The following is a 17,878-nucleotide window of genomic DNA, read 5'->3' as shown; positions in this document are numbered from 1 at the left end:
GGGCTGGGGTTTGCGCAGTTCCGGAGTGATCGACACACCTGCGTCCTGGATGGCGATGGGGCTTTTCTGATGCATCTCGGCAACGTCGCCAGTATTGGGGCGAAGCGTCCACAGCGCTTCCTTCATATTCTTCTGCGCAACGACGCTCATGAATCGACGGGATCGCAGGCCCTGTCCGCCAAACCGGAATCCTGGGCCGCAGTTGCCCAAGCCCTTGGCTATCAGCATACGCTCATCACAAGAAACTATGAAACATTCAAGGCGCAGCTACCTGGTCTTTTTCAAAGAGAAGGTCCGGTTCTAGTGGAAGCTCATATACCTGAAGGTACGTTGGACGGATTGCCTCGGCCGACTGGAACACCCGCTGATTGGTTGCAAATGTTCTGGAACCAGCTCTCATGAGCCTTGTGGTGCTGACAGGCAGCCGAGGCTGTCCCCTGTCATGGACCCCACCGGAGCATACCACTCGCATGTTTCGCGTGGCTCATCGCGCGTTGCCGCTGACTCTGGTTGAGGCTCTTCGCAGGGACATATCTGATGTCTGTGAGATCGTAGCCATCGGCGGTGGCACCGTCATGGACGCGGCAAAAGCCTGGCTTCATTTACAGGGCAAACGTGCAAAACTCACACTTATTCCGACAACCTTCGGCACGGGCGCAGAGGTTACACCCTTTGCCACGGTCTATGCTGCGGATGGGCGCAAACTTTCCCTTATGATGCCTGATCCGATCAACGTTGAGGTTCAGTATATCCCAGAACTTCTGCATTCACTGCCCGATGCCGAAGTGCGGGCGGGACTCTGCGATGCGTTTGCTCATGGCTTTGAATCCCTTTGGGCGCGTGCCGCGACCGCTGAATCCATGATGCTGGCAAAAAAAGGTTTGCAGATGATAGAACCTCTCCTGCTATCGGCTCCGAATCTCCTGCAGTATGAACATGCGAGTGCGTTGCAAAAATTCGGCCGACTGACCGGGCAGGCGATTGCTATTTCCAAAACCACAGCAGCCCATGCCCTGTCCTATGAACTGACGCAGCGTTTTAACATCCCGCATGGCTACGCCGTGGCCTTTTTTTTGCCTGAGCTTCATGCCGCCTGTCGTCAGCATCAGTACAAAACCCCTGACCTGGCATTCCGCCTTCAGCTACAAGCTGACGCTCTTGGCCTGCGTAACGACGCTGACGTTGCCGAATTCCTGCTTCACTTTGTGCAGCGCATGATTCCGAGTGAACTACGGCATCATATCCAGGCCTGCCTGCGTTTAGGGCGTCAGCAGGCACCCTGTCCGGTCCGTTGGTCCAATTTTCCACTCGACTACTCGATGATCAACCCAGTGCGGCTCTCGTCATCAAACAGCAGTGTGACTCCGGGAACGGCATGAGAAGCTCGCCACCAGCGGAACCAATGAACTTTACGTTCGCAAGGGTATGCAACGCGATGCAGGTAATAGCCGGGGATACGCGGGAAAGCGTGATGGCGTTCATGTTCATTGAAATTAAGGAGAAACCAGCGGGCAAACCAACAGGGAAAGTCTAAGGAACGCGTGAAGCCCACCTGGTCCTTGGCACTTCGCGGGTTAACTTTTTGCCCGTCGGCGCGGTCCTGGCGGATATGGGTGTGCTGGCTCAGCATGATCGCTTCAAACAGCATGAGAAATAAGAGGTGGCTGAGCAGAAGACTGCCCAACCTTTCTCGAAAGAGGAAAACAATCAATATCCAAGGGAGAAGCGTCGCAGCAAGGCTCAGGTACCCCCATGATCGGCCCTTGCGACAATATCTGGGATTCCAAAAATTGGATAAGCGATAAACCAAACCGAAGAGTGGAATATGCAGGGTCCAGACTCCATTGATCACGAGATCGCGCCACCCTCCTGGACTTCCATGGGTTACAGAACGCGTGGTGGGATCAAGATCCTTCCAGCCCGTCCACACATGATGCGCTGCATGCACATCGCGCCATGTATAGAAGGGGATCAACGCCATCATTCCAGCCAGATGTCCCACCCACTCATTACCTACTGCTTGGGGAAAGAGTGTCCGGTGCCCACACTCGTGGAGCAGCACAAACCAGAGGAGCTGACTAAATGCACCCAGGATGATCCCGCCGACACGGATCTCAAGCGATTCCGATAGCACACAGCTCAAACTCAGTGCATTCATCAAAATCGAAAACGTCAAATGAAGAAGCGCAGGCTGCCAATGCGGTCTCAATATTTTTCCTTAATGTGCAGAAATCTTCGCCAGTCTAGCGGAAAAATCGGCTTTGATTCAAGGCGGAATCTTGCTAGGATGGGCACTTTCTGCTCCCCCTAAATTTCATGGTTATGAAAAGGTCCGCTGATGTCGGTGTTCATGGCATTGTGTTTTCTGCTGCTGTTCATTGGAATTGGAACAGGCCAAACCATTTGGTTAAAAAGTTCCGCATGGGCGGGCTTGAAAATTCCCATCGACGGAGGCGCCTCGTGGCGCGGGCATCGTTTGTTGGGGGACCACAAGACCTTACGCGGGTTTGTCGTTATTATTCCTTTGGCCGGTCTGGTGTTCTTTGCTTTTGGATGGTCCCTTGCCAACTTCGGAAGCCCGGTCATGGTATCCTGGAAGCTATCGCCTCTGCATTGGCTTGCGGCTGGATTGCTCATCGGCTGCGGCTATATGCTGGGAGAATTGCCCAATTCCTTTATGAAGCGGCAGCTGGGAATTCCGGAGGGTCAGCGTGCACGATCACCTTGGAAACGTCGTTTTTTTGATGTCCTGGACGAAAGTGATTCGATCGCTGGCGCTTTACTGGCCGGCATGATTCTGTTGCCGATTGATGGGATATTTGCTCTGATCATTATGCCTTTGGGCGTCCTCCTTCACCTGGCATTCAATCGCCTTTTCATTCAAAAAAAGACCTCGTTTCCGGCTCTCTACTTTGTGATCTTCATCGGTCTCAGTCTGAGCCTGCTTTTGGTTTGGCCTCTGGCCGTTGTCAATCCGGGCATCAATTCCATATTGATTCGTCGATTCACACGATGGGGCCTTTGGGTCCTTGGCATTCGCTGCGAAGTGAACGGTTCACTCCGCTCAGGCACGGGTATACTTCTTTGTAATCACAGCTCATGGCTGGATCAACTTCTGCTCCTGGCAACAATCCCGCGACCTTTAGTTTTTGTGGCCCATGGAAAATATTTCCGTATGCCCCTACTAGGGTGGGTTCTGCGGCGACAGGGTGGGCTTCCAAAACCCGAGACCCTCAAGGCGGCTCGTGACGTCCGCGTTGGGATTCTAAAGGCCATCGGTCAGGGAAAATTAGTGGTCATTTTTCCCGAAGCCACTCGATCAGAAGATGGTTTTCCTCTTCCGCTCCGCAGTAAGCTGAGGTTTCTGCCGAAAGGCTTACGTTGGCAATGCTGCTGGCTGAGTGGTGCTCATGCCTGCCTGGCTCGTTCGCAAAGCCTCTGGAACGTTCGTCCCGGGACTCTGCGTCTGCAGCTCATGGATTCAGCCGCCTGCCAGCCGCCCTTTGCATCCAGGACCCTGCGTTCCCTTTGGATTGAAGAGTGGATCCGGGATAATCTTGTGCCTTTGCAGAGGGCTGCCGAGGCTTCGCGTTTTGGCGGAAAATCCGCAAATCTCGCCATGGCTTTGCAAAAACGTTATAGGGTTCCTCAAGGTTTTGTACTGGCCGCCGAGGTTGCCGAGCGCATGAGTGATCCTTTGGAAGGTGATTTTTCTGAACATCTTGATCGAGTTCTGGAATCATGGCTGACGCAGCATAAGTCCTATGTGACGTTTGCTGTTCGCAGCAGTGCCGTCGGCGAGGATGGTGCGACGTATTCATTCGCAGGACAGCTGGACAGTGTGCTTCATGTGAACGATGCGCAAGGATTGAAGGATGCTGTGCGGCAGGTGGTCGCATCAAAGCAACGTGCGGCAGCCTATGAATCGTTGACAGAACATAAACTTCAAGGCTGTGCTGTCCTGCTGCAGCAGCAAGTTGCAGCTCTGTTCGCTGGTGTTGGATTCAGCCGCATGACCTGGCAGGATCAAACCGTGTTTATGGTCGAGTATGCCGATGGATTAGGCGACGATCTTGTGCAGGGCAGAATAACACCCGGACGTGCGCGGCTTGATCGAAACACCGGAGCCATTGTAGGCGAAGAGCTCCCCGACGATCGCCCCGGTCTTTCCGGATCTCTTTTCCATGCCATTTATCTATTAGGTATGAAACTTGAGCAAGACTGGCAAAAGCCGGTTGATTTTGAATGGGCTATCGACGCCAGCCATGTCCTATATTTGCTGCAGGTTCGTCCTATTACCAGCGAAAGCCGGTTGGAGAAATGTTTTTCCAACGCCAATATGAATGAAAACTATCCACGGCCGGTCACGCCTTTTCTTTACTCCTTCGCATCGCGCGGATATCAACAATATTTCTTCCAACTCGGTCGTTGGACCGGGGTTTCCAAAAAGCATCTACAGGCTGTTGAGCCCGCTTTGCGCAACATCCTTGGGATTCACGAGGGCCGTCTATACTATGATCTAACAGCCGTCCGCACCTGCCTCAGTGTCCTGCCGGCGCGTTCCACCCTGATCCGACTTTGGGATGAGTTCCTGGGCATCGGGACTCTCGATCAACCTTTGAAACAGAATGAGTCAACGCGTCTGCTTTTTCCTTTGATGTTTGTCCTCCGCTTCATGGGACTCATGCTGATTTTCCCCTGGCTGGCCTTGCGCTTTCAGCGACGGGTTCAGCGCATGTTAGTGCAGCCGACGCTAGCCAGTGATGCTTTGAGGGCTCAGGAACAGCAACTGCAGGCGATTTGCTGCATACGTTTTCACCGCTGGGGTGAGGCCGCGCTCTGTGATGCCGCCGTGATGATTTATACCGGCTGTGTCCGGGCTCTTTTAAATGTGTGTCTCCCCATCGATCAACGCGATCTTTGGCAGGTTCGACTTTTGTCCGACTCCGCGAGCATCAGCATGCAGCAACTGGAGGATTTGCGAAAGCTGCAAGACGCTGTCCAGGAGTATCCTGCCCTTGTGAAACGGCTGGAGGCAAAGGCCTGGTCCGAGGCTTGGGAGCATATTCAAAAAGCTTCACGTTATCGTCGTTTGCGCCAGATGTGTGAGCGCTGGCTGGATCTTTGGGGAACGAGGGTCTCGGGTGAACTGATGCTGACGGAATGCAATTATCGGGATGATCCAAGCCTCTTTCTGCAGCTTCTAGCCGTGCCGATCCCCGTCAAGGGACATAACCCATCCGACGTCCAACTTCCATCTCTCGCGCGCATCGCACGACAGCATCGCGGATGGTTGGCGGCTTGCTTGACAGGTGTTGCTTTTGGTCTGGCTTTTCCGGCACGAGCAGCCATCCGCGCGCGTGAAATCTGTCGCCTGTCTCAATCACGATTGTATGGACTATTGCGATCCAATCTGCAGAAAAGCGGTCGGCTCCTGGTCGCCCGGAATTTGCTTGCGGCAGCCGATGATCCCTTTTTCTTGACGGTCGATGAACTGATCGGGCTACTTGCCGAGAATGCTTATTCACCTGATGTTTTGCAGCCCACGATCGACCTTCGGCGCCAACGCTATCAAGCCTGGCAGGGGCGTAAAGTGCCTGAACGAATCGGGCGACGTCAGGGGCGGCCACTCTTCTCAAGGGAGAATCTGCAAACGGCTGATCGAGTCGTCTCACCGATGTCTGCCGCTCATCAGAAAAGACGAGCGGAGCTTCCAGCCTCCACGGGATTCGTGAGAGGACGCATTCGGGTCCTTCACTCCACCGACGAGTGTCATAAGCTGCAGTCCGGCGAGATCCTGGTGACTCGGGAAACCGATCCTGGGTGGACTGTCGCTCTTGGACGCGCGGCGGCATTGATCGTCGAGCGCGGCGGCATGCTCTCCCATGGCGCGATTGTGGCCCGAGAACTTGGCATTCCCGCCGTGATAGGTCTGCGCGACATCACCGAGGAATTGCAGGATGGAATGGAAGTTGAAGTCGACGGCTTGAAAGGAATCATACAGTGGACCACTGGAGAAACCTGACCCTATGGTGCCGCGAGCGTTTTAAAGCCCGCCGGTATGTTCCCTTGGCCTTTGTATTGAGCGGGCCTGCGCTTGGATTTTTTCCAGATTGGCCCATGATTTGGGCCCTCCTTCTCCTGCTGCAGGCGCGGCTCGCTGATGATTTTTTTTCGAGGGAAAAGGACCGAGCCCTGCATCCTGACCGCAGGCCCATACCGGACGCTCTCGGTAAACTTTGTGTTGCCTTGATCCTTATCAATGCTACGCCGCTGTTTGGTCTGAATGCCTTAGCTTCAGTCTCGTATACTGCATTTTTACTGCTTCAATGGCCGCGTCTTCCAGCTTCCTTGAAATATGCTGCGCTTGCCGTGCTCATCGATTCCAGTGTTCCCATCGCCTCGCCCCTGATCTTGGTGCATGGTTTTGTGGTGGCCTTTGCTGCGATCGTTTTTGAGCTTGGGCATGATCCTCTGCCTTCATGTGGCCTTCGTCTATCTTATGCTCTCGGGCTTATTCCCCTGCTCTTGTTCATGCCCTGGCTTCCCGCTGCGGGAGCACTTCTCAGTTTTTTCTTTATCGTCCTGGGTTTTTTGCGTTTGTGGCCGCCCATGGAATTCTCGGCTCATGGACGTTGGCTGTACTCCAGTTCCGCGCATGTTGGTGCTGCTGTCATAGCGGCTTCGCTTTTTCATCCCTTATTTCCTTGAGGTTGCGATGATGCTCTCCACACAGTCTGAGAATCAGTACACTTTCGAAAATGTTTCCTGCTATCTCTGCGGATCGGATCAATACACCGACTTCATTCAGGCACAGGATGATCTGAGTGGCAGGCCAGGGACGTTTCACTTTGTGCGCTGTCAGTCCTGTGGGCTTGCCTATCAGCAGCCGCGGATTGTTTTTTCTGAAATCGGTGGATTTTATGATGACGAGTACATTGCTCATCGCAAAAAATCGAATTGGGGCATCCTGACCAGGTTTTACAATGCGCGCATGAGCAAACACGATCGCGATAAGTGGAATATCGTGCGCGAGCACGTGCGGCTCCATAGTCAGAGCCGAGTGCTTGATATTGGCTGCGGAGCTGGAACTTTTCTACAAAAGGTGCAGGAGGAAACCGGGGCCCAGTGTTTTGGAGTGGATTTCAAGAATCTGTCGCACAGTCCAGCCTTTGCTCATGCCCAGTTTTTGCAGGGGACTTTATTTGAACAGGAATTGGAACCCGCGAGCTTTGATCTGATCACCATGTGGCATTTTTTGGAGCATGATTATCGGCCCCTGGAAACATTAACGCGTATCCGTCAGCTGCTCAAGCCCGAAGGCAAGCTTATTCTGGAAGTGCCACGCTTGGACAGTGTTTCTTTTTCAATCTTCAAGAATCGATGGCCTGGGCTGCAAGCGCCGCAGCATACTCTTCTATTGGACCGAAAAAGTTTTCTTTCGATGCTGGAAAACAGTGCTTTCCACGTTGATAAATACCTGCCTTTCGGCGCGTTCCCAGCTTATTTCTATTTCTTTGCTGGCGCGGTTTTCAAAAGGAGGAAAGGCGCAGGTGTTAACTTCGGTCGGGCGATTTATCCCTATTTTCTGGGTGAAGTTATCAGCAAACCCCTCTTTAGCATGGAGCGGTATTTGAATCTGGCGATGCAGACGGCCGTGTGTACTCAAGCTCCTTCGCACTGAAAGGAAATCAACCGTGAAAAAAGTGGCACTTGTTCTTCGGTGTTTCATCGCAGCCCTTTGGATGCATGGCGCTGCTTTCCTGGGTTTAGTTATCTATGTTCTGACTTTGGGCCTGGGCTTGGAATGGATCCGCTCGGCGTATCTGCCCTTCTGCTCGAGAGTTTTTCTTGGAATATTCGGCTTGAACGTGCGGGTCATGGGTCTACTGCCGAAAACCGAGCAGCCGGTTGTCTGGATCTGCAATCATCGATCGACGCTGGACATTTTTGTGATTCTCAGCCTGGGACTGCCGCATACGCGGTATTTTCTCAGTGATTTTTTACAGAGAATCCCGGCCTTTTTTATTGTAGGACGCCTGCTCAAGACGTTCTGGACGCCCGCGCAGACTTTTCCGGAGCGGCGTATCCAGCTGTTTCAACGTGCTGCGGATACACTGCGGCTGTCTAGGGAAAGCGTATTTCTTACGCCGGAAGGCGAGCGCATTGACTCACGTCTTGTCGGTAAATTCAATAAGGGCGCTTTTCACCTGGCGATGGATCTACGGCGACCTGTGGCCCCTATTTTCGTGGATACACCGGACGATATCAGTCCTGGCCGTAGCTGGCGTCTGCGAGCTGGCACAGTCACAGTCAGTTTTTTGGAACTTATTGAAGCGCCTCAGTTCCATGCTGATCGCTTACCCGTCTTTATTCAAGAGGTTCGAACCGTGTTTCTGCAGAGGGCTATGGCTCAGTTGGGGTGATTCATCGGCAGAACAATAGGGTTGGGTTTGAGGATGCCTGCGTCGGGCAATGTCGAAGACACATGGGTGTTCATTTGCATCCCATTCGAGCTAGGTCTGCGCACGCCTCTCATTCCATTCATTTCCCTCGACACGGATGAATAACTCATGAGAATAGCGACCGTAGGGAATGAATCACTAAAGGATAGAAGACATTATATGGCGGCAAAAGCAGAAGCAGATTCATTAAAGAGGGTCTTTGGCTTAACAGCCCTTGTGATCTACGGCGTTGGCGACATTCTGGGGGCCGGGATTTATGCCATTGTGGGCAAGATTGCGGGACTTTCCGGTGCTGACGTCTGGATTTCGTTTAGCGTGGCTATGACGGTCGCAGCATTGACCGCTTTGAGTTATGCGGAGCTCGGCACCCGTTTTCCTAAAAGCGGAGGCGTCGCTTATTTCGTGCAAAAGGCTTTTCGTGCCGAGTGGCTCTCCCTGCTTGTCGGTTGGTTGATGCTTTGCACTTGCCTGGTTTCCATGGCGACACTTTCAAAAGCTTTTTCAGGCTATCTGGCAGCTTTTGCGCCGACGGTTCCGCATGCGGTTATCGTGGTGGGCCTTTTCTTGAGTTTAGGGCTGGTAAATTTCTGGGGAATGCGGGAGTCTTCAGGCCTTAATATCTTTTGCACAACGCTCGAAGTTTCCGGACTCTGCCTCGTCATTTTTGTTTCGGCGATTTATCTCACGGGAGGGGGAGGTGCCACACCTGGCGACCTCGTGCCGGGTGCTTCGATTCCCCCAGGGGAAGGTCTCGGCTGGACCCCCATCCTGCAGGGCGCAGCGCTGGCGTTTTACGCGTTCATTGGCTTTGAGGATATTGTCAATGTCTCGGAAGAAGTGAAAGATCCGGAACGGAATGTTCCCAGAGCGATTCTGTTGGCATTAGGTATTGCTGGTATTGTTTATATAATCGTCTCCTGGCTTGCCGTGCGGGTCGTGAGCCCGGCGGAGCTTGCCGCCTCAAACGCACCTCTCCTCGATGTGGTTCGTCGGGCTCAGCCCAATTTCCCGCCTCTGGCCTTTACAATTATCGCCCTGTTTGCCGTTCTGAATACAACTCTCCTCAACTTCATCACGGCGTCACGCCTGCTCTTCGGCATGTCGCGAGAAGGGATACTGCCGGCCTGGCTGGGAAAACTGCATCCCCAACGTTCGACACCTTATCGAACGATCTTTGTCATACTGCCTATGGTCACGTATCTAGCCTTGTCTGGAACTCTTCTGTACCTGGCCGGAACAACGGCCACGCTGATTCTCGCGATGTTTTGTCTGGTCAACATCTCGCTGATTGTCATCAAACGTCGTGAACCACGGGATTGGGGTTTCCGAATTCATGGTCTGATTCCATGGATAGCCTTCATTTCCAATATAGCTCTCGCTGCCTTTGCGTCGCGAGAGAGTCATATTTTGGCTGCCGTTCTCACAGGGCTGGGAGGTCTTCTGGTTTGGATCACTCTCGTCTTAAGGGGGAAGCATTCGCAGAATCCCCGCTAAACCACGTGCAAGGCGCAACATGGATGGCCGGAGGTTCGATGCCCCCAACTTCCGCCAACAGCGGTACGGACGCCTCTCGAGGAAGGTCGATCCATCTGGTCGACAAGCCGGCAGAACCACGCATGGATTCATCGATCCACCCGATATAATTAAATAAATGCGAAGACTTCAATATGCGAGCTTACCAAAGGTCTTTCCTGGTTGGGCGTTCCCATAACAGGGCAAAACGCCGTTTACCTTAGTGATTCACCGAAAAGCGAGTCAAACAATCATGTATATCCAACGCTGGGTTATCCTCTTGCTTCTCACGGCGATCCTGCCTTCCTGCGGCAAGAAGGAAAGAAAGAATGACAAGCCCAGCCTTGAGAATTGCCTGTCGAAAGACATGCTCTTTAATGGCAGCGAATGCATTGAGGGCAGAGGCCTCCGCGGAGGGCAGGACCGTTTCCTGATTTTAGGCGATGCGCCGTTCATTGATGACCTCAGCAAGCGCACCATTCAGGTTTGCCATTTGCACGAATCCTTGTCAGAAGAAGTTGTCCAGAGGCAACAGAACGATACGCGACGGGCGCTCTTCGCCTGGCTCACGCACCTGCAGGACCTTGCGCCTTCCCTTCCCGCTGAGCTTGTGTTTCATAGCAGCGCCATCACTGCAGATGATTCCACGAATGTTAATGTGTCGGAGAGATGCTCGGCCTATGACGATCTCATCATCGTTTCCCTGCAGACTCTGAAGCGAGGCGAGGAAGGAGAAGACCGTGAACACGCCTGGGTCATGGGAAAGCAAATCTGGCTCAATCAAGGGTCCAGCTATAATACGATACTCCATGAACTCGGTCACATCCTCGGGCTCGGTGATACCTATGTAGAAGTCCGTTGGGACTGTAAGAAAGACTTTCCGAATTCCATTATGTGCGAGCCAGAATGGGGACAGCCTCTGGCAGCGGACGTCGCGGCTCTACGGAGAAATTACTGCCTGATGACTGATGGGAACAGCGAGCTATGTTTCAACCACAAGAAAGAGAGCATCCTTTCCTTTCTCACGACCAAAGAGAATGGCTACCGCAGGCCTTACCTGAATTGCTCGACTGGCGACGACCACCTTAATCTGCAGCCCTTTTCGTTAACTGTGGGGGCCGGGGACAACGATAGCGGTGGATATTACGGCTTCTACTCGACCGACGACCATTCGGTCGAAGAAAGTTTTTCTCAAGAGGAGTATAGGCTCACCATGAACCTGGAGGACAATACGGGCGAACCTGCCGCGAGAACGCTGCTATCCTCCAGCCTAATGATCGCCCGTGAGCGCATCGTTATTGAAGGCGCGGGATTGAAATCCAGGCTCGCGTTCGGGCTGGACCAATGTGATTTTGATCCCAAATTTATTGAGTTTATTGCCGTGAAGACGAGCATTGATCTGAAAAGCAGAAGGGAAGTGATCGAACCTCCGGCACAGCCGATTCAGGCGTCACTGACTTTCAAGAAATCAGACCCTGCGACCCATACAGTGAGCTTGGCCAGGAACCTGGATCTGCCATTGGATTGGGTGACAATTCACAAGAAAACCGACGACGGGAATCAGGAGTATTTCGCATCCCTGCCTTTCGCTCAGATAGGAACCTTCGAGCACATGGAAAGCGGCACGGTGTTGACTCTGCACTTTCAGGCGGTCAACCTGAGCCCTGGTTCGTATGTCTTGGTTTTTTACAACGGCGCGGGTACGCATCTCGAGCTGAATCTCGAGTTCCAGGAATAAGGATCGGCCGAGCCGGCCGGTCGACATATGCTCCTAAAATCCGGACCTGACGCCGGGGTTACCGAAACAATGACTTTTGCGTCTGCATGCGATTCCGCATCTCTCAAATCTTTTTCCCAAGCCTCGCAAATTATGCGATAGACATGCTCTGATTCCAATTCATCTTTCCTCCATTCATCCACCAAGAAAAGGAGTGAACATGCATGTCCAGATCCCTGCGACCGGCTGGTGTCTTTTGGGTATTTTATCTGGAGCGACCCCTGCTGCCGGCCAGGTGACCCTCACCCGGACGGCTCCTCTGAAAGCAAAAGCCACGATTGAACTGTCCAGCTCGTCGATTCAAAGGGGATACACTCTGATTGATGGACCAGCTCTGCATCCCAGTGTTTGGGCCTTCACGTCCTTTGGCGTTGGCATCGGCGCCTGGGGAGCCGCTCCCTTGGAGAGACGCGATGGAACCAACCCGGTCTTTCATGAGCAGAAGCAGGGTGAGTTTGTCAAAATTGACACTTACCTTGCTTATAAATTTCCACAAACCGAGTTTGTAAACTTCGACATGATCCTAGCTCAATACTACTATCCCCAGGAGAATCGGCTTGAGAACCCGATGCTCCGCGTCGTTATCGGCAAAGCGACCATCCCTGTGTTCCTAAAACCGTTTCTCTCGATTGCCTATGGCCTCAGCTCCGCAATCAAACGCCAGTTTTATGTAGAAGCGGGTGTACAGGAGACTTTATTTCAGCGTAACGAGCATAGCCTTTCGGTGAATGCACTCTCCACCTATCGCCGACCCGACGAAGAGGGTCCCACGACTCAGGCGGGTCTGGGCCATAGCCTCGTCTCACTTGCCTATAATTATGGAGGGGTTCGGCTGGCCGGCAACTATATTTTCAAGGGCGATGAAGAGGTCATCGCTATCAATGAAGACACACAGTATAGCACCTCACTTGGATATACGGCCTGGTTCTAGGAGGCTGGGACACATTCAATGTGTCCCAGCCTCCTAGGCCAAGGCAAGGACCAGCTTGGTCCTCGTTTCCAGAGTTTTCACCAGTTTAAGGCCAAGCGCCCTCATTTCGCTTTCTGACCGCGCAACCTAAAGAAAATGACAATCGAAAGCTTCGTGTATGACGTCCTAACGCGTGAAGCTAAAGGACTATCTTGAGGTTGCGGTGAGTCCCAACTCTTTAAACCCATGTCTGCGAGATTCCAGGTGGAGCTTATGGATCAGCTTCCTGCTTGCCCTTGGCATTCAGGCTGGACCCGTATTCCAGAAAATGTTCATGGACGACCTTTACAGGTTGGACCTCTATGGATGGCTCATCCTGGCAAGTTTATGTTTCCTGCAAATCGCAATGACGTCTATCCCCGGTAAATTCGGTTCTTGGTTCGGCTTGTCTGTCCTTGGACTTGCTTCCTTTTGCACGCTTTGCAACGTACTGACCCTTGGAATTTTTAAAAGCCCGGTTACCTTCATTGCCCTTTCCACGGCAATTCAATCCAATACCCATGAAGTCACGGAATTTCTGGCAACCTATGGGACCCAGTTCGCTCTCAGCGGAGGTATCGCTGTGAGCCTCTCCGTGATACTGATCGGGCTCTACGTGGTTTCGCAACGCCCCAGAACTCATCAGAAAGCAGCCATGAGCCTCATGCTGTCGTTTCTATGTTCGATGCCGGTGCTGTATCAATCGAGGGGCGACCTGAATCTGTTTGCGCGGAATGTCCATGAACATGCCTTTGTGGATCGACTCTTCACATCGTTGATTCGCTATCAAGGCATTATGGAGGCACGAGAGAAAGCCAAAGTATTTTGGAGCCAGCGGCGCCATGGGAAAGAACCTTTGAAGCTTGATTCAGCTTCCCACAAACCCAAGCCCCAGCTGGTTGTGGTTGTCATCGGCGAATCGACAAGTCGAAATCACCTGGGAATATACGGCTATCATCGTCCCACAACACCAAGGTTGGAGTCGATGAAAGATCAGCTACTTGTGTTCCGTGATGCCATCTCGCCCGTGGCAAGCACTTTGCCTGCCGTCTTCGGCGCCCTGTGTTCCTCACAGTTTGACTACGAAACTTTTGAATGCGGTGGCCCGACCTTGCTGGAAATAGCTCAAGCCGCTGGCTATAAGACGACCTGGATTTCGAATCAGGCGCCGACCGGATTCGGCGACAATTTTCTGGTCGAGCTCGGCAGGACCGCTGATACGGCCATCTTTGTCAACCAGGATATCTCGAGTGCCGGTGAAGCTGATCACAGTTCGAGCTTCGATGAGAAAGTTCTCGGTCCGCTTGATAAGGTCATACAATCCACTCTTCAACATGGGCAACAGTCCATGTTTTTTCTTCACTTGATGGGGACCCACTTCGTCTATGAAAAGCGGTACCCCAGGGATCAGCGTATGTTCCAAAATACCCATGATCTCAAGATACCGGCTACCGTCAAGGATCCGCATGCCAATGATATGATCAATCACTACGATAATGCTGTGGCTTATCAGGATCGAATCCTCGGTGAAATCATGGGACGCATCAACACGTCCGGAAAGGATGCGCTCCTTGTCTATTTCTCTGATCACGGTGAGGAAGTTTACGACACCGATAATTTCGCCGGACATAGCGAGGATCGAGTCACGCCCTCCATGCGGGAAATCCCTTTTATTGTGGGATATTCGCCATCCTATGCTCGTCATACATCAGAACTAAACCGGATCAGGACCTATGCAAATCGCCCCTTCTCGACATTTCAATTGACCCCCTCAGTCGCAGGACTTTTGGGTCTTTACAGTGATGCTTTCAGCCAGCAGGATAATGTATTTTCTGAAGATTTCCAGCCAACCCGAGGGGCGATGAGCGCAGAACGAAAGGCTTCGCGTCCCTGATCAGGACGACAAAATTCCGTAAACTTCCTCAAAAAAATGCCGAACTTGATCCCAAGCATTCTTTGAGGCAGCCCTCATGTTGATGGGTCTCGGATCACACATCATTCGTATTTTTCTACTCAGCTTTCTGCTGTGTTTTGCCCATGCGTCCTGGGCCGATGTGATCCTGAATGAAACAACTGAAGCCCTCGAAATAACTCCACATTTCCAATACTACAATGGCCTCCCCTATGTTGCGGATGAGCTTATTCCTGCGGGCCAAGCCAATCATCAGTTTATCGCCATGCCCAAGGATAATCTCGGCTTTATAGCTCAGCCCATCTGGCTGTCACTTACCGTAAAAAATGTGGCGTCTACGCCTATCGAATGGGTGCTGAGCTTTCCCTATGCCCTCCTCGATAAGGTCACGCTGCATTCTGCCGGTATTGGTAAGAAAGTCAGCGGCAGCATGGTATCGCATACGGAGAGAGATCAGAAAAACCGGGATATATCCTTCCTTCTTACGGCTCCGCCCAACAGGACCACGACGTATTATATCCAAATTGAATCCCATCACAGTATGCAGGTCGGTGCCTGGGTGTATTCCCGTGCCTATTATGCGAGTCATACCTTAAGGGAAAACTTTGTCTATGCTTTGTTCTTTGGTGGCTTCCTACTCATGGCCATCTATAACTTCTCCATTGCGGCTTCGACCCGGTCAGTGGAATACCTGTTCTATAGTCTCGTGGTGGTCATGGCCTTTTTACGCGAGACCTACTTCGCCGGGGTATCCTATCAGTTCTTCTTCGAGGGCAGCCCTCTTCTCAACGAGTACTTTGGTCTTTACTCGTTTTTTCTCAGTGGCATCCTGACGAATTTATACATCGCCATATTCTTTTCGCTGCGTAAAAATAAAGGGATGTCCTATAATCTTTTGCGCATGAACAATCTGCTTTATGTAGTCTACATCGTCCTCTATCCCGTGCTTGGCTACCTAACCGTGATCAAGCCCATGAGCATACAGGTCGTGATCAATTCCATCCTGGCCATCTCAATTTCGGTCCATCAATACCGGCGAGGCTATTCCGGCGCCAGGTTTTTCGTACTGGCCTGGGCCTTCGTTATCCTGGGCTATTCCGTCACAGCGCTTACATCCCAGGGTCTCATCCCGACCTTTGCCTTCACGAAGTACTCGAACCTGATGGGACAATCCCTGGAGATCATCTTCCTTTCCTTCGCTCTCTCCGATCGTATCAACATCCTCCGCCGTGAGAAAAATGCAGCCATTCTGGAATTGAACCGCGGGCTGGAGGAAAAGGTCAAGACGCGTACGGAAGAAATCAATGCGGTCATGCTGCAGCTCGTGGAGCAAAATAAGGAAGTTGAAAATTCCCACCAGCAGCTGACGGTTCAAAAGGAAAAGCTCGAGCTGACGCACAAAAAACTTCAAGAACTGGATCATCACAAAACGCTTTTCTTCCAGAATATATCGCACGAAATCAGGACGCCTCTGACATTGATCATGAATCCACTGGAACAGGCCCTGACTGAGCAGCAAGACAATTACTTCGTCGATACGGCCTACAGGAATGCAAAAAGGCTTTATCGACTCGTGAATCAGCTGCTCGACTTTCAAAAGCATTCCACAAGCGGTGAGAGTCTGGCCTTGAAACATTTGGAGCTGACAGCTTTTCTTGGCACCTGCTCTGAATATATTCGCCTCACGTGCAAAGCCAAAGGCATTGTCTTTGTCATGGAAATTCCGTCGCAACCTGTGTTTGCTGCTGCGCATCTGGATTCCATGGAAAAGATCGTCTTTAACTTCCTATCCAATGCCCTGAAGCATACCCCACGCGATGGCTCTATCACTCTCGGCCTGACGACTCACGAAGGCGGGGCTCGCATTCTAGTGAAAGATACCGGTCCTGGTATTGCGGAGGATCAGAAGGATAAAATATTTCAGGTCTTCACGCAGCTGGATAATTCAACCACGCGCGAGCATGAAGGAACAGGCATTGGTCTGGCCTTGGTGCGCGAGCTGGCCCAAAAACTGGGCGGGCATGTGGGCGTTGACAGCGAGTCTGGCCAAGGCAGCACATTTTGGTTTGACCTTCCGATAGTCGCTGAAGCCTCGGAGGAACTGGCAGCTGCAGATCTGAGCCAGTATCAGCCGAAACAGTGGCATTTTGCTGATATCGAATCCGAGTCGTTGGATAACGACCTGGAAATTCCCACGGGAGTCTTGGGTGAGGGCGAGCTGGTTCTGATCATCGACGATCTGGCGAGTATGCGCTCCCTGATTACACGCAGCATCGGCAAGCGGAATCATAGAATTGCGACAGCCAGAAATGGCGCGGAAGGTTTGGAGCTGGCTCGAAAAGAAAAACCCGACCTCATCATCACCGACTGGATGATGCCGAAAATGAGCGGCCCGCAGTTCATCGAAGAATTGCAAAAGGATGGAACACTGGCCAGCATTCCGGTCATTCTTCTGACTGCAAAAAGCGATGAAGAGAGCCGGCAGATCGGGACATCCAAAGGGGCCACGGCTTATCTGGGCAAGCCGTTCAATGAATTGGAGCTGCTCAGCCTTGTGGAAAACCTTCTGAAGCTGAAGCGTGAAGAAAAGAAGGTAGCCGAATTGAACCGACATTTAACCGAGAACATACTCAAGCGTTTCCTTCCCAAGGCCATGGTGAATGCCATCGTGGAAGGCCGGAAAACACTTGAGGATTCGCCCAAGATGGCCACGGTCACCGTGCTCTTTTCTGATCTGTGCGAGTTCACGGCCCTCTCGGAAGAGATGCGGCCGGAACAGTTGGCAGAAGTGCTGAATCAGTATTTGGGCCGGATGACTGAAATCATCTTTAAGCATGGCGGGATGGTGGACAAGTTTATCGGCGACGCGGTGATGGCCATCTTTGGAGCTCCGGATCCCATGGAGCCCTCAGACCAGGCACGTCGTGCCGTGGCCGCAGCAACAGAAATGCAGGAAGCTCTGGACGCACTGAATGGGGAATGGTCGGCTCGGGGGCTCCCCCAGGGCAAACGCATGATTAAAATTGAGACATCAGGACTGTGAAAAGATAGTCATTGTCCCATCCTGCTTTATGCCGTTTTCCCTTGATTCCTCTTTTGGATGTTTTTTCTTGCTTGAGTAGGTTTAAGGCGATTCGTCGCAGGATTGAAAAATTCTCCGCCGAATGCCCTGCTCGCATTCGACATTCATCTTCGCGAAAAGCTAAGTCCAAAGTCCAATGAAGACAATTTTCTACTGCCCAATGACCACGAACCATTTCTGC

Annotated in this window: 13 protein-coding genes; 11 read left to right on the top strand and 2 right to left on the bottom strand. The window is 52.2% G+C overall.

The genetic code is table 11. The features are described 5' to 3' along the window. Together VE954_RS35865 and VE954_RS35860 are read left to right on the top strand one after the other, a co-directional pair. On the top strand, window positions 1-402 hold a 402-nt coding region (locus VE954_RS35865), incomplete at its 5' end, for a thiamine pyrophosphate-dependent enzyme (RefSeq protein WP_324962178.1). Then, a complete protein-coding gene (locus tag VE954_RS35860) occupies window positions 399-1,379 on the top strand; it encodes an iron-containing alcohol dehydrogenase (protein ID WP_324962176.1) in 981 nt (326 codons plus the stop codon). The genes VE954_RS35865 and VE954_RS35860, both read left to right, overlap by 4 nt. Here the strand turns inward: VE954_RS35860 and VE954_RS35855 are convergent. After that, window positions 1,313-2,209, bottom strand: coding sequence for a fatty acid desaturase (locus VE954_RS35855; RefSeq protein ID WP_324962174.1), 897 nt, complete (start codon window positions 2,207-2,209; stop codon window positions 1,313-1,315). The genes VE954_RS35860 and VE954_RS35855 overlap by 67 nt on opposite strands. Window positions 2,210-2,338: 129 nt before the next feature. On the opposite strand from VE954_RS35855, the gene VE954_RS35850 reads away from it, so the two are divergent. The 9 genes from VE954_RS35850 (at window position 2,339) to VE954_RS35810 (ending at window position 17,658) form a co-directional block, all read left to right on the top strand. Next, window positions 2,339-6,025, top strand: coding sequence for a CDP-archaeol synthase (locus VE954_RS35850; protein ID WP_324962172.1), 3,687 nt, complete (start codon window positions 2,339-2,341; stop codon window positions 6,023-6,025). Beyond that, window positions 6,004-6,711: a hypothetical protein gene (locus VE954_RS35845; protein ID WP_324962170.1), complete on the top strand. Its 708-nt coding sequence runs from the start codon at window positions 6,004-6,006 to the stop codon at window positions 6,709-6,711. The genes VE954_RS35850 and VE954_RS35845 overlap by 22 nt, the downstream gene beginning before the upstream one ends. Before the next feature lie 7 nt (window positions 6,712-6,718). Further along, window positions 6,719-7,684, top strand: a complete 966-nt coding sequence (locus tag VE954_RS35840) for a class I SAM-dependent methyltransferase (RefSeq protein ID WP_324962168.1) — start codon at window positions 6,719-6,721, stop codon at window positions 7,682-7,684. Between the two features lie 13 nt (window positions 7,685-7,697). Beyond that, a complete protein-coding gene (locus tag VE954_RS35835; RefSeq protein WP_324962166.1) occupies window positions 7,698-8,426 on the top strand; it encodes a lysophospholipid acyltransferase family protein in 729 nt (242 codons plus the stop codon). Window positions 8,427-8,624: 198 nt separating this feature from the next. Continuing rightward, on the top strand, window positions 8,625-9,959 hold the full coding sequence (locus VE954_RS35830; protein ID WP_324962164.1) for an APC family permease: 1,335 nt from the start codon (window positions 8,625-8,627) through the stop codon (window positions 9,957-9,959). Between the two features lie 271 nt (window positions 9,960-10,230). Beyond that, window positions 10,231-11,715 (top strand): hypothetical protein, encoded by a 1,485-nt coding sequence (locus tag VE954_RS35825; RefSeq protein WP_324962162.1) that lies wholly within the window; start codon window positions 10,231-10,233, stop codon window positions 11,713-11,715. Between the two features lie 199 nt (window positions 11,716-11,914). Further along, a complete protein-coding gene (locus VE954_RS35820; protein ID WP_324962160.1) occupies window positions 11,915-12,685 on the top strand; it encodes a hypothetical protein in 771 nt (256 codons plus the stop codon). 313 nt (window positions 12,686-12,998) lie between these two features. After that, complete coding sequence (locus tag VE954_RS35815) at window positions 12,999-14,597, top strand: phosphoethanolamine transferase (RefSeq protein WP_324962158.1); 1,599 nt, start codon at window positions 12,999-13,001, stop codon at window positions 14,595-14,597. A 76-nt stretch (window positions 14,598-14,673) separates the two neighbouring features. After that, on the top strand, window positions 14,674-17,658 hold the full coding sequence (locus VE954_RS35810) for a 7TM diverse intracellular signaling domain-containing protein (RefSeq protein ID WP_324962156.1): 2,985 nt from the start codon (window positions 14,674-14,676) through the stop codon (window positions 17,656-17,658). On the opposite strand, the gene VE954_RS35805 is transcribed toward VE954_RS35810, so the two are convergent. After that, on the bottom strand, window positions 17,633-17,878 hold a 246-nt coding region (locus VE954_RS35805; protein WP_324962154.1), incomplete at its 5' end, for an ISAs1 family transposase. The genes VE954_RS35810 and VE954_RS35805 overlap by 26 nt on opposite strands.

The sequence above is a fragment of the Oligoflexus sp. genome (assembly GCF_035638955.1).
Classification (GTDB): domain Bacteria; phylum Bdellovibrionota_B; class Oligoflexia; order Oligoflexales; family Oligoflexaceae; genus Oligoflexus.
Note: the sequence above shows the minus strand (reverse complement) of the source record. Positions and strands in the feature narration are given on the sequence as shown.